Origin of the sequence: Arthrobacter psychrolactophilus, assembly GCF_003219795.1 — a bacterium.
Taxonomy (GTDB): Bacteria; Actinomycetota; Actinomycetes; order Actinomycetales; family Micrococcaceae; genus Specibacter; species Specibacter psychrolactophilus.
The window spans coordinates 61,385-73,612 of the sequence record NZ_QJVC01000005.1 but is presented as its reverse complement, the minus strand read 5'-3'; the positions used below and the strand labels follow the sequence as shown (position 1 = coordinate 73,612).

11 protein-coding genes are annotated in these 12,228 nt (G+C 62.0%); 6 read left to right on the top strand and 5 right to left on the bottom strand.

The window, feature by feature from the left end:
• Positions 1–234 precede the first annotated feature (234 nt).
• Positions 235–1,239, top strand: coding sequence for a type IV toxin-antitoxin system AbiEi family antitoxin domain-containing protein (locus tag CVS30_RS08185; RefSeq protein ID WP_146233373.1), 1,005 nt, complete (start codon positions 235–237; stop codon positions 1,237–1,239).
• 104 nt (positions 1,240–1,343) lie between these two features.
• Here CVS30_RS08185 and galK read toward each other — a convergent pair whose 3' ends face one another.
• Genes galK through CVS30_RS08170 form a run of 3 tightly spaced genes read right to left on the bottom strand, consistent with a single transcriptional unit; the run spans position 1,344 to position 4,425 of the window.
• Positions 1,344–2,504 (bottom strand): galactokinase, encoded by a 1,161-nt coding sequence (galK, locus tag CVS30_RS08180; RefSeq protein ID WP_110484842.1) that lies wholly within the window; start codon positions 2,502–2,504, stop codon positions 1,344–1,346.
• Positions 2,501–3,616, bottom strand: coding sequence for a galactose-1-phosphate uridylyltransferase (gene galT / locus CVS30_RS08175; RefSeq protein WP_110484841.1), 1,116 nt, complete (start codon positions 3,614–3,616; stop codon positions 2,501–2,503). The genes galK and galT overlap by 4 nt, the downstream gene beginning before the upstream one ends.
• The gene (locus CVS30_RS08170) at positions 3,613–4,425 is read right to left on the bottom strand and encodes a DeoR/GlpR family DNA-binding transcription regulator (RefSeq protein WP_110484840.1); all 813 of its coding nucleotides are present in this window, start codon (positions 4,423–4,425) and stop codon (positions 3,613–3,615) included. Before CVS30_RS08170 ends, galT begins: the two co-directional genes overlap by 4 nt.
• 149 nt (positions 4,426–4,574) lie before the next feature.
• Between CVS30_RS08170 and CVS30_RS08165 the strand changes: the two genes are divergently transcribed.
• From CVS30_RS08165 to CVS30_RS08150, 4 genes are all read left to right on the top strand, one after another.
• The gene (locus tag CVS30_RS08165) at positions 4,575–5,504 is read left to right on the top strand and encodes an aldose 1-epimerase family protein (protein ID WP_110484839.1); all 930 of its coding nucleotides are present in this window, start codon (positions 4,575–4,577) and stop codon (positions 5,502–5,504) included.
• Between the two features lie 70 nt (positions 5,505–5,574).
• On the top strand, positions 5,575–6,804 hold the full coding sequence (locus tag CVS30_RS08160) for an AI-2E family transporter (protein ID WP_110484838.1): 1,230 nt from the start codon (positions 5,575–5,577) through the stop codon (positions 6,802–6,804).
• An 85-nt stretch (positions 6,805–6,889) separates the two neighbouring features.
• The gene (gene ilvA / locus CVS30_RS08155) at positions 6,890–8,128 is read left to right on the top strand and encodes a threonine ammonia-lyase (RefSeq protein ID WP_110484837.1); all 1,239 of its coding nucleotides are present in this window, start codon (positions 6,890–6,892) and stop codon (positions 8,126–8,128) included.
• Positions 8,129–8,473: 345 nt separating this feature from the next.
• A complete protein-coding gene (locus CVS30_RS08150) occupies positions 8,474–9,937 on the top strand; it encodes an LPXTG cell wall anchor domain-containing protein (RefSeq protein ID WP_110484836.1) in 1,464 nt (487 codons plus the stop codon).
• 73 nt (positions 9,938–10,010) lie between these two features.
• Here the strand turns inward: CVS30_RS08150 and greA are convergent, their stop codons facing one another.
• Both greA and CVS30_RS08140 read right to left on the bottom strand, forming a co-directional pair.
• A complete protein-coding gene (gene greA / locus CVS30_RS08145) occupies positions 10,011–10,505 on the bottom strand; it encodes a transcription elongation factor GreA (protein ID WP_110484835.1) in 495 nt (164 codons plus the stop codon).
• A 189-nt stretch (positions 10,506–10,694) separates the two neighbouring features.
• The gene (locus tag CVS30_RS08140; RefSeq protein ID WP_181419736.1) at positions 10,695–11,066 is read right to left on the bottom strand and encodes a DUF4307 domain-containing protein; all 372 of its coding nucleotides are present in this window, start codon (positions 11,064–11,066) and stop codon (positions 10,695–10,697) included.
• 220 nt (positions 11,067–11,286) lie between these two features.
• Here CVS30_RS08140 and mca point away from each other — a divergent pair, with 220 nt between their 5' ends.
• On the top strand, positions 11,287–12,210 hold the full coding sequence (mca, locus tag CVS30_RS08135) for a mycothiol conjugate amidase Mca (RefSeq protein ID WP_110484833.1): 924 nt from the start codon (positions 11,287–11,289) through the stop codon (positions 12,208–12,210).
• Positions 12,211–12,228 lie beyond the last annotated feature (18 nt).

The window sequence follows — 12,228 nt, the reverse complement described above, 5'->3', positions numbered from 1 at the left end:
CTGAGCCTAAGCCACACTCTCGACTCTGCCCCGTGGGCGCCAGCAGCGGCAGGCGAGGGGTCCGCCGTCGGACATGAACTGGAAAATGCCACAGCCCCCCATTAATGCCACAGGTAGACCTGTTGCATTAATGGGGGGCTGTGGCGAAAAGCGCTAACGCCGACTCGGCGAGGTTATCCACAGGCTGGCAGTACGCTCTTACATGTCGGGCTCTACTCTGGAACCCTTGGATCTATGAGTACGCCACGGCTAATTCTGCCTTCCGATGTATCGCTCGCCGGCCAAGATTCCCGGATTCTCGCGAGGCTCTCCAGGGATGGGCGCTACACCCGTGTCCGACGTGGCGTTTATGCAGAATCCGCCGAGTGGCATGCACTGGATGAGCCATCGCAATATGGGCTGCGTGCTGCTGCGTTTCAACTGACGGCCAGACGCCAGCCAGTCTTTTGCTTGGAATCAGCCGCGATGCTGTGGGGATTGTGGATCATGGGGACGCCTCAGAAACTTCACGTCCTGACCTCGGAGGGGAACAGCGGGCGCAGTCACGGCGATGTGGCCCGACATCTTGAGAAGCCAGGGGACAACATTGTGGCTTGCGGCCCGCTGCTCTTGACGGACAAGCTTACAACTACCCTCCACCTGATCACTCGGTTGAAGTTTGAGCAGGCCGTTGCCGTCTGCGATTCCAGCCTGCATCTGCTCCGGTACCCGCGGCCCGGCAATATTTTCACTCCCGGAGCGAGTCACGCAGTGGAGCATGACCCCGTCTGGAATCCTGATGTACCGCAAGGTCCGGTTTTGTTGAAGTCAGAGTTACTTGCCGCTGCCGAGTCCCTCCCGAAGAAGGCCGCTCGGAACAGGGCGGTCGCCGTGATTGACTTCGCCTCGGGTCTTTCCGGGTCTGCGGGGGAGTCGTTCAGCAGGGTCAGGATGGCACAGCTCGGCTTCATCGCCCCGGAGCTGCAGCACGAGTTCGAGCTCCGGGACGGGCACAAGGCGCTGGTCGACTTCTGGTTTAAGGATCAACGTAAAGTCGGAGAATTTGATGGGCGGGCCAAGTACCTGCGGCAAGACTGGGCTGGAGGGAAGCACACCGTGGACAGAATTATCGACGAGAAGAACCGTGAGGACCAGATCCGGGCTCACAACGTAGGCGTCTTCCGATGGACGTGGGCGGAAATGAAGGATCTTGTCGGTTTCGAACGCATACTCCGGGCCGCTGGCATCCCGAAAAGGTGAGACCCACGAAAAATGCCACAGCCCCCCATTAATGCCATAGGTGGAGCTGTGGCATTCATGGGGGGCTGTGGCGAAAAGCGCGAAAGCCGGCTTGGTTGGCCGCGCTAGCTGATCTTGCGGGCTCCCGGAGCCGGTGAGACGGCGAAGATATCCGGTGCCGTGAAGCCTGCCGTGGCGAAGGCGTTGAGAATCGCCGCGCTGACGGCCGCCTCGGACTTGACGGAGATCAGCGCGATGGCCGAGCCGCCAAAGCCGCCGCCGGTCATGCGCGCGCCCACGGCGCCCTGGGCCAGGGCCGTGTCAACGGCGAGGTCCAGCTCGGGGCAGGAGATCTCAAAGTCGTCCCGCATGGAGACATGGCTGGCTGTGAGGAGATCGCCGATGGCGACGGGTCCGGCGTCGGCCAAAAGCTGCACGGTGTCCAGGACGCGCTGGTTCTCGGTCACAATGTGGCGCACGCGGCGGAAGGTCTCTTCGTCGAGCAGGCCGGACGCCTCGGGAAGATCGGCGGTGGATACATCGCGTAGCGACTTCACGCCGAGCACCTCGGCGCCCAGCTCGCAGGAGGCGCGGCGGGCCGCATAACCACCCGTGGCATGGGCGTGCGTGACCTTGGTGTCCACGACCAGGATCAACAAGCCAGCGGCGGCAAGGTCGAGGGGAACCAGCTGGGATTCTTGCGTGCGGCAATCCAGGAAGACGGCATGGCCATCGCTGGCCAACAACGACGCCGACTGGTCCAGAATGCCGGTGGGAGCACCCACCACCTCGTTCTCGGCGCGTTGGCCCACGAGGACGAGTTCGTTCTGACTTAGGCCCGCCGCGGCAAGTTCGTTGAAGGCCGTGGCCACGGCGCATTCAATAGCCGCCGAGGATGACAGACCTGCGCCGGAGGGGACCGTGGAATGCAGGAAGAGATCAAAACCGCCGATGGCGACACCCATCTGATCCAAGACCCACACAACACCCAAGGGGTAGGCCGTCCAGCCGGACATGGTGTCCCGGGACAGGGTGGACAGATCCACCGTGACGACCTCCGAGTCGCCAAAGCTGGAGACCAGCCGGGCCGTCATGTCATCACGTTGCCGGATGGCCACGGCGGCCGCCCGGTCAATCGCGAAGGGGAGCACGAAACCCTCGTTGTAGTCGGTGTGTTCACCAATGAGGTTCACGCGGCCCGGGGCGGACCAGACGCCGTCGGGCGTGGCGCCAAAGTGTTCTTCAAATGCCAGGGCTACCTGGCTCGCATCGATGGACGCGCTCATGCCTGTCCTGCTTTCACAGTCATGGAGACGCTGCGCAACATGGCGGCAGTCTGCTCCGGGGTGGTGTCGTTGATGAAGGCGCCCATTGCGGCCTCGGAGCCGGCCAGAAACTTGAGCTTGTCGGCGGCTCGGCGCGGCGAGGTCAGCTGAAGATGGAAGCGGCTCGCGGGACGCAAGAGCGAATCCAAGGGGGCCTGGTGCCAGGCCGCGATGTACGGCGTGGGGGTGTCATAAATGTTGTCGAGTTTGCGCAGCAGATCTAGGTACATGACGGCCAACTCGTCGCGCTCGGCGCCGGTCAACGCGGCAAAGTCTGGGACATGGCGGTGCGGGGTGAGATGGATTTCCAGCGGCATGTGGGCCGCAAACGGAACATAGGCGCTGAAGTGCTCGCCCTGGGCGATCATGCGTTCGCCCGACTCGGATTCCTGCGCCACAATATCGCCCAGGAGGGTGGCGCCGTTGTTCTTCTGGTAAAAGTCCAGTGCCACCGCGGCCATGACCTGGCTGCGCGGTGGAATATAGGAGTACGCGTAGATCTGACCGTGCGGGTGGTGCAGCGTCACGCCGATGTCCTGGCCGCGGTTCTCAAAGGGGAACACCTGCTTGACGCCCGCCAGGGCGCTCAGAGCCTCGGTGCGGTGCGCCCAGGCATCGATGACGGTGCGGGCGCGCTCGGTGGAGAGTCCCGCAAAGGAGCCGGTGTGGTCCGGAGTGAAGGCCACAACCTCACAGCGGCCAAAAGCACGTCCCTGCGTGCCCCAGGCGGGATGCTCCGGAATGGGACCCACGGCGGGGCCAAGGGAGGGGAAGCGGTTTTCAAAGACGGCCACGTCATAGGAGGAGTCCGGGATTTCGGAAAGGTTGACCCCTGTTGTGGGGCATAAGGGGCACTGATCGGCCGGGGGTAGATAGGTGCGGCTCTGGCGGTGTGCGGCGATGGCCACCCAGTCACCGGTCAGGGCATCGAAGCGTAGCTCGCCCGTGTTGTCCTCGGAGCGCGGCTCTAGGGGACGGGTGTCGGCAGCGGTGTGCGCCTTGGCGGTGTCGCCGTCGTCGAAATAAATGAGCTCACGCCCATCGGCCAAAAGTGTGGAGGTGGCGGCAGTCATGAGCTCTTCCTGATTGAGGTGGCGGCCGGGGCCGTAATGAAGTTGGTGACCTTGGAGGAGAACAGTTCGGCCGTGGCCGGGCTGAGTGACGCGTCGGTGATGATGGTGTCGACGGCGTTCAACGGTGCAATCGCGGCCAAGGAGCGGAGCTGGAATTTAGAGCTGTCGGCCAGAATGACCAGACGGGAGGTGGCCTCGATGAAGGCCGCATTGGTCTCCGCCTCGAGAGAGTTGGGGCTCGTCAGGCCACGGCTGGAGTCCAGGCCGTGAACGCCCATGAAACAAAGATCGGTGTTGAGATGGCTCAAGGCCAGGCGTGCCACGGGGCCCACGAGCGCCTCGGAAGGGGTGCGCTCGCCGCCGGTCACAATGACCTTCAGATCGGAACTGCCCTGCTGGCGGTAAAGCAGCTCGGCCACCTTGAGTGAGTTCGTGACAACACTCAAATGCGGCAGACGATCCAGATGCTCGGCCAGACGTACGGCGAGCTGATAGGTCGTGGTACCGCCGGTGAGAGCCAGCGTCATGCCTGGATGGATCAGCGCCAGGGCAGCCTCTGCGATGGCCAACTTGCCGTCCAATTGCTTATCGACATTGAGTAAGAAACCTGGTTCCAGCGAGCTGAGCCGGGCCAAGCGCATGGCGCCACCGTGAATCTTGCGGGCCAGTCCATTGTGATCGAGCGCCTCAATATCTCGACGAATCGTCATCTCGCTGACGTTCAGGGCCGCGGCGATTTCGGTGACGCGCACCGCCTCATGGAGCTGCAATTCCTTCAGGATGCGCGCCTGACGTTCCGGTGCCAGCATGGTGGGACTCCTATGGACGTGATGACGAGCTAAGAACAAAGAATAACTGAACAGTTTCAAACAAAATGTTACATTATCTTCGCCTTGATGTCAGTAATAATGTCGAGTAACAACCATTTCCGCTCAAATATGACGGTAGTGTTCTTGCCATGACTTCTTCAGCTGACGCCGCCGATTTCCCCGCCGCCACGGGCACCCAGTACACCTTGCGCAATGGGGGAGCCACCGCCATTATTGCCTCCTTGGCGGCCGGCCTGCGTCACTATGACAAGGGCGGCGTGGAGCTCGTGGAGAGTTACCCGCTCGATTCGATCGCTCCCGGAGCCGCTGGCATCACCTTGGCCCCGTTCGCCAACCGCATCGACGGCGGCCTGTGGCAGCTCGATGGTACCCCGCAGCAGCTGGACATCACCGAGGTCCCGTTCCAGAACGCCATCCATGGCCTCCTGCGCAACACGGGTTATCACGCCCTCGAGATCGCGCCCACCCATGTCCTCCTCGAGGCCGTGATCCATCCGCAGCACGGGTACCCCTTTCTGGCCCGGCATCAGGTGCGGTACGAACTGATCGAGAACGGCGATCTCCGCGTGGCTCAGACGCTCATCAACGACTCCACCCGCACCGCGCCCTTCGTCCTGGGTGCGCATCCTTACTTCACGCTGGGTACCACGCCCGCGGAGGAGCTGCGGATCCAGCTCAACGCCGAGCGCTACCTGACCGCTGACGCCCGCATGATCCCCACGGGCACCGTTCCCGTCTCCGGGATCTTCGATCTGCGCGAGGGTAAGGCGCTGCCGGAGTCCCTCATGGACCATGCCTTCACAGATCTCATAACGGACGACGGCGTGGCCCGGCACACGCTTTCGGCTCCGGACGGGCGTAGCGTGAGTTTGTGGCATGACGGAAGCGTGCAGTATGTGCACGTTTACATCACGCAGGCGTTCCCCGGCCGCTCCTTGGCCGTTGCCATGGAGCCGATGACAGGACCCGCCAATGCCTTTAACACCGGCGATGGCTTGCGCTGGCTCGCGGCTGGGGAGTCCTTCACCATGTCCTGGGGCATCGAATCGAGCCTCTGATATCGCCGACGCGACACGGAAGTTTGGACGTCATTTAGCGTATCGGCGGGCGATGGGGAATTATTGATCCATGACGCCTGCACAGCATGAATCACAGAGCTATCCGCAGAACGCGGCGACCGGGGTTCCCAGTGGGGTTCGCATTGCCGGCGCTTGGGCCTGGCGAGTGGCCATAATCTTGGTTGTCTCAGCCATGTTGATCTGGTTGTTGAGTAAGATTACGATCCTGCTCATCCCGATCATGCTGGCCGCCATCATTGCCTCTTTGCTGCGACCTTTGGTCCGGTGGATGAAAAAAGTTGGTGTGCCGCAGGGCCTCAGTGTGGCAATTGCCGAAGGCGGACTTGTCCTCGCCGTGATCGGTGCCTTGTTCCTCGTGGGGCGCCAATTGATTGTTGGCTTCTCGGATCTGAGCCAGCAAGCCATTACCGGTTTGATTCAGATTCAAGACTGGCTCACGAGCGGTCCCATTGGCCTGAGCAACGACGAGATTAGTAAGTTCCTCGACGAAGCCCTCGTCTCCCTCCAAAACAACACCAACGCCATACTCTCTAGTGCCCTGGGTGTGGGCACCAGCGTGAGCCACTTCGCCGTGGGTCTGCTCCTGACTCTTTTCATCCTGCTGTTCTTCCTGCTGGAAGGCCAAGATATTTGGGCCTTCTTAGTGAAGTTCTTCCCACGTCAGGCCCGCCCTGCCGTCGATGGGGCCGGACGTCGTGGCTGGACCTCCTTGGGAAATTACGCCCGCGTTCAGGTTCTCGTAGCCGCCGTCGATGCGGTAGGTATTGGAGCCGGTGCGGCGATTATTCAGGTGCCGCTGGCGCTGCCCCTGAGCGTCCTCGTCTTCGTTGGCTCATTCATCCCTGTTGTGGGTGCCCTCGTGACAGGTGCCGTGGCTGTGCTGCTGGCGCTCGTTGCCAATGGCTGGGTCAATGCGCTGATCATGCTCGGTATCGTCTTGCTCGTCCAGCAGCTGGAGAGTCACCTGCTGCAGCCCTTCATCATGGGCCGGGCCGTATCCTTGCATCCCGTTGCCGTGATCCTCGCCGTGGCCGCCGGGTCAGGTGTGGCTGGCATCCTTGGTGCGCTCTTCGCTGTTCCGCTGTTGGCCGTGGCCAATTCCTTCATCCGTTACATCGCCTCCCGCGGCTGGGAGCATGATCCCGATCTGCCAGATATTTATGGCCTACCCCAGGTGATTCCCGACGGCGCCCCCGTCACCGACCCTGGTGCTGCCGAAGCCAGCGCTGCAGAAGCGGCCGGGTCCGGCGTCGTACTTGAAAAGCCGACGCACTCCTGAGGCGACATCCGGGCGCGGCCTGACCGGCCCACCACCAAGTTTTATTGCTCCACTCCAGTTCCGTAGAGAAAGAGATAAAAGTATCGTGAACGCAATCAGCGATCTCCCCGTCACCCTTGCAGATGTTGAACAGGCTCGGGAGCTGCTGCAGGAGATTATTGCGCTCACGCCGATCGAGAGTTCGCGCGCGCTGGGGCGCATGACCGGCTCTGAGGTGTTCTTCAAGTGCGAGAACCTCCAGCGCGCGGGCTCCTTCAAGGTGCGTGGCGCATACGTGCGCATGGCGCGACTCAGTGCGGAAGAACGCGCCCGCGGTGTGGTCGCGGCGTCGGCCGGTAACCACGCGCAGGGCGTGGCCGTGGCCGCGAAGGCTCTGGGAATCAAGGCGCGGATCTACATGCCCGTTGGTGTGGCCCTGCCGAAGCTGGCTGCCACGCGCGGACATGGTGCCGAGGTGGTACTGCACGGTTTCAACGTTGACGAGTCGCTCGCCGAGGCTGAGCGCTACGCCAACGAGAGCGGCGCCGTCTTTGTGCACCCCTTCGACAATGTGGATGTAGTGGCGGGTCAGGGCACCATCGGCCTGGAGATCCTCGAGCAGATCCCTAACGTTGACACGATCATCATGGGCGTTGGCGGCGGTGGCTTGCTGGCCGGTGTGGCCGTGGCCGTCAAGGCGCGCGCCAAGGAGCTGGGCCGCGAGATCCGGGTCATCGGTGTGCAGGCGGAAAACGCCGCAGCTTACCCTCCGTCCCTGGCTGCCGATGCGCTGGTGCCGCTGAAGAAGGTCTCCACCATGGCCGACGGCATTGCTGTGGGCCGTCCCGGGCAGCTGCCATTCTCGATCATCCGTGAGCTGGTGGACGATGTGGTGACGGTCAGTGAAGACTCGCTGGCCCGCGCGCTGATCTTCCTGCTGGAACGCTCCAAGATGGTCGTTGAGCCCGCCGGTGCAGTGGGCGTTGCGGCGCTTATGGAGGGCAAGATTGAAAACCCGGGGACCACCGCGGTCATCCTCTCGGGCGGCAACATCGACCCCATGCTCATGCTCAAGGTCATCCAGCGTGGTCTCGCCGCGGCCGGCCGTTTCATGACCGTGCGCATGATGCTCAACGATCGCCCCGGTTCGCTGGCCACGATCTCGCGCATCATCGCCGAGAGCGACGCCAACGTCACCGGACTCGATCACACCCGCGTGGGCGGCTCGATTTCCATGGGCGATGTCTCCATCACCGTCAACTTGGAGACCAAGGGCCACGAACACTGCGAACAGGTCCTGACGGCACTGCGTTCCGAGGGTTTCCAGCCCATCGTGGTGCACTAAGCACCGCTCCGGATCTCCGCTAGCCGGCTTCTGGATTCTTTTAAGCAGCTCCTGCGGGTGTTGGGTTGGTCCGGAATTCTTTTAAGCAGCTTCGGTGGGTGTTCAGCTCTCGCACCCGCGGGAGCTGCTTAATAGATTGGGCGGCACTGTCCACACCCGCAGGAGCTGCTTAATCGATTGACGGACTGAGCCCCGGCGGCGGCTCCGGCCTCTCCGGAAGCGCCCGCAACGCTTCGGAATCCCCAATTCCGAAGTAGTGTTTCCTTTTCTTGAGCTTTCGTGGATACTCTTCTTCATTCCACTCGGAATCCTGGACTGGTCATACAAACTTTGGGGGACACCGTCATGAGCATTTTTGTGATTCGTGAGGGGCGCCTGAGGCGTAGCGTCGGTGGAACCGCTGCGGTGCTATTGTGCTTGCTCGGGCTATCGGCCCTGCCGGCCAACGCCGAGCCCGTCGGTGAAATCGCCGCAATCTCCGATCAGGTCCCTGTCATTACAAATCCCATGGACAGTACGACCATCCACGATATCCCGATTATTGATGGCACCGGTGAACCGAACAGCACCGCCGTGATCACAGATAGCAGCGGTTTCGAGGTGTGCTCCGGGGTTGTCTCGGACGTGGGCTACTTTTCCTGTTCAGGCACGCAGCTCCTTCCCGCCGGATACCCAACATTGACGGTGACCACGACCTCGGCCAACGGCTCAACAGTCGGTAACACCGTGCGGATTTATACGGTGTATTACCCGGCAGTCACGTGGCCGGAGGCAGGTGCACTGATCTCGAGTAGCCAGTCCTTCTCCGGGACGGCCTTGCCGGGTGTGCAGGTTCAGATGCTGGCCGCGGATGGGCGAGCCGTGTGCACCACGACGGGTGACGAATGGGGAAATTTCAACTGCATGCCGGAGCGCCCCCTTCCGCACGGAGCTGTGGCACTGAGCCCGTCGATGACAGGCGCCGACGGTGGGGTCGTCACGCGGGAGGCCATGAACTGGACGGTCATCGCCGCGCCGGTCATCACGAGCCCGGCTGATGGCTCCATCACCGGCGATCGTCCGGTCTTCTCCGGTACGGGACATCCTGGCGCCGACATCAGCATTGTTCAAGGCCGCAGCGGCCTGCCGATGTGCACGACCAAGGCAGAAGCGGACGGCACGTTCAGTTGCCTCATGGATAGGCCGCTCATGGTGGGTAGTCTGGAAGTATTTCCATCTGTGTCGGCTAATGGTGTGGGGTCGGTGGCGGGGAAAATGATCACCTTTGCGGTAGAGGTCTCTCCCACGATTCTGCGGCCGGCACAGGGGGGTGTGGTCGCTGAATTTCCGGTCATCGAAGGAACCGCGGGCGCGCGTTCCGACGTAGCCATCGTCGACGAGCACGGCACCACGATTTGTTCAACCGTAGCCAACGAGATGGGGATCTTTGGCTGCGCCGTCGTGGGCGCTGCGCTGTCCCCAGGTGCGCACACGCTGACACCCGTCCAGACCAGTTTCGCAGGAATCGTGGTGCGGGGCGCGGCGGTCAGCGTCACCGTCCCCGGAACCGTTCCCGGAGTCACGCCCTCCGCGAGCCCGAGTCCTTCGACTACTTCGAGTCCTACGGCCACCTCAACAACTCCGGCCACGCAGACCCAGACAACTGCCGCCACCAGGCCATCCACAGTCCCCACGAGCGGAACCACGCGGGCGCTGGCAGCGACAGGAGCCACGGGAGCAACACCAATTCTGCTCGTTGGAGGACTGTTAATCCTGCTCGGTGCCGCTGTGGTGGTAGCCAGGATCCGCCGTCGTTCTCGGGACCACTAAACGTAATTGGCAAAGAGAAAGGCCGGGTCTCCCTGAGGGAAACCCGGCCTTCCGGCTGCGCTAAGGCGTCAGACTAGCCAACGTACGGCTTGGCCGAGATGATGACGACCTCGATCGTTCGGCCGTTGGGGGCCTGGTAGCTGAGCTTGTCGCCCACCTTGGAGCCCATGATGGCCTCGCCCAAGGCGGAACGCTCGCTGTAAACTTCCAGATCGCCGGCGCCAACCTCGCGGCTGCCCAGGAGGAAGGTGGTCTCGTCGCCGGCGATCGTCGCCACGACAACCATGCCCTGCTCGACAATGCCGTCATCGGCAGGTGCCTCGCCAACGCGGGCGTAACGCAGCATTTCGCTGAGCTGGCGGATGCGAGCCTCGATCTTGCCCTGCTCGTCCTTGGCAGCGTGGTAGCCGCCGTTTTCCTTCAAGTCGCCCTCTTGGCGAGCCTGCTCGATCTTAGCGACGATCTCGGCCCGGCCCTGGCCGGACATCTGGGTGAGCTCAGCCTGCAGACGGTTGTATGCTTCCTGAGTCAGCCATGCAGACGGGGGCGCGCTGTTGGTACTAGCCACGAAGTTCTCCTTGAATGTGCAAATGCAAAGGCCCCGCAGCAGGTTCTCCACTGACAGTGCGGGAGTATGTAAGCGAAAAGCTACATAAACCACGCGCCGAAACTCAATGTCTCACCTAGCGGGGCAGATGGTAATAGATCCCAGTTTAGTCAATAAGGCGGATAAACCCAAGAATCGCTGTGTCCGGTGTTACGCCGGGTCTACGATCCAGCAGTCTTCCACCAGGCCGGTGACCGCGCCAGCTACGGTTCGCATCTCGCCACGGACCAGAGTTGTTCGGCCATTTTCCGAGCCGACCTCGGTGCTATTGGGTCCCACGGTGATGACCTTCCAGCCAACCACCGCGTAGGACTGATCCAAGGCCGTGATCTCGCAGGCAGCAGTTGCCTTGGGGTCTTTGCTCACGGTCAGATCCACTGTGGTGAATGTGTCATCAACCACGTTGTAGCTGACAATTTTCTGGGATACACCAGTGTTTCCGCCAACAACAGCCCATAGAATCCATGAAAGTGACAATACTGCGGCCACGATCAAGAGAATCTTTTGGGTCTTTTTAGACACGGCTCGCTTGGGTGCGCCGTATCGATTGGTTAGGCTGGTAGGTGCTGAAGAATCAGAGTTTGTCACGGGATCCACTTGTGTCTGTTCCGTGGGGTTGCCACGGTCTGGCCGCCTCAGTGACAAGGCGTTGGACTTACGACAAGTTTAGCGCTCATTCGGTACCCGCTTTGCCCCGAGGTTTTTAGTAGCCAGGTTCCATCAGAATTGAAAGAAGCCCCACGTGAACAGCAATGAGCGGAACGTCACCGATCACCCATCAGCTGCCCCGCTGCGTCTTTTGGCGGTCCATGCGCATCCCGACGACGAGGCGAGCAAGGGTGCGGCCATGATGGCCTCCTATGTTGCTGCCGGCGTCGAGGTCATGGTGGCGACGTGCACCGGCGGTGAGCGTGGTGACATTCAAAACCCGGCCCTGGTGGGCGATCCGCATTCGGCGCGCGATATGGGTGGTGCCCGTCGTCTGGAAATGGCGCGCGCGGCAAAGATCCTCGGTATCCAGCAGCAGTGGCTGGGCTTTACCGACTCAGGCCTGCCCGAGGGCGACCCGCTGCCCGATCTGCCCGTGAACAGTTTTGCCTTGAAACCGCTTGAGGTTGCCGCGGCACCGCTCGTGCGCCTGGTGCGCCGCTTCCGGCCCCATGTCATCGTCTCCTATGACGAAAACGGTGGCTACCCGCACCCGGATCACATCATGGCCCACAAGATTGCCGTGGAAGCGTTCCATACCGCCGGAGATGCCGAGAAGTACCCGGGAACGGGCGACGCCTGGGAGCCGTCCAAACTGTACTACGACCTTGCGTTCAACCCACAGCGCTTCCGGGCCCTGCACTTTGCGCTGGAGGATGCTGGCCTGGCTTCGCCCTACGCCCAGCGCCTCGCCGCCTGGCTCGAGAACGACACGGAGGGCCACACGCCTCCCGTCAGTCCGCACCCCACCACAACCCAGATCGATTGCGGCGACTACTTTGAGAGCCGTGATGCTGCTCTGCGCGCGCACGCAACCCAGGTTGATCCGGATGGATTCTTCTTCGCGGTGAGCCCGGAGATGCAGCGCAAGGTGTGGCCGTGGGAGGACTATTCCCTGATCGAATCCCGCGTTCCCACCTCGCTCCCAGAGAACGACCTGTTTGCTGGCTTACGATAGACAATGGACGTTTTCCTG

Bases quoted from the DNA above. Each gene is read 5' to 3' on its own strand.
- CVS30_RS08185 (WP_146233373.1), top strand. From the start codon at position 235: ATGAGTACGCCACGGCTAATTCTGCCTTCCGATGTATCGCTCGCCGGC.
- galK (WP_110484842.1), bottom strand. From the start codon at position 2,504: ATGAGCGCGTCCATCGATGCGAGCCAGGTAGCCCTGGCATTTGAAGAA.
- galT (WP_110484841.1), bottom strand. From the start codon at position 3,616: ATGACTGCCGCCACCTCCACACTTTTGGCCGATGGGCGTGAGCTCATT.
- CVS30_RS08170 (WP_110484840.1), bottom strand. From the start codon at position 4,425: ATGCTGGCACCGGAACGTCAGGCGCGCATCCTGAAGGAATTGCAGCTC.
- CVS30_RS08165 (WP_110484839.1), top strand. From the start codon at position 4,575: ATGACTTCTTCAGCTGACGCCGCCGATTTCCCCGCCGCCACGGGCACC.
- CVS30_RS08160 (WP_110484838.1), top strand. From the start codon at position 5,575: ATGACGCCTGCACAGCATGAATCACAGAGCTATCCGCAGAACGCGGCG.
- CVS30_RS08150 (WP_110484836.1), top strand. From the start codon at position 8,474: ATGAGCATTTTTGTGATTCGTGAGGGGCGCCTGAGGCGTAGCGTCGGT.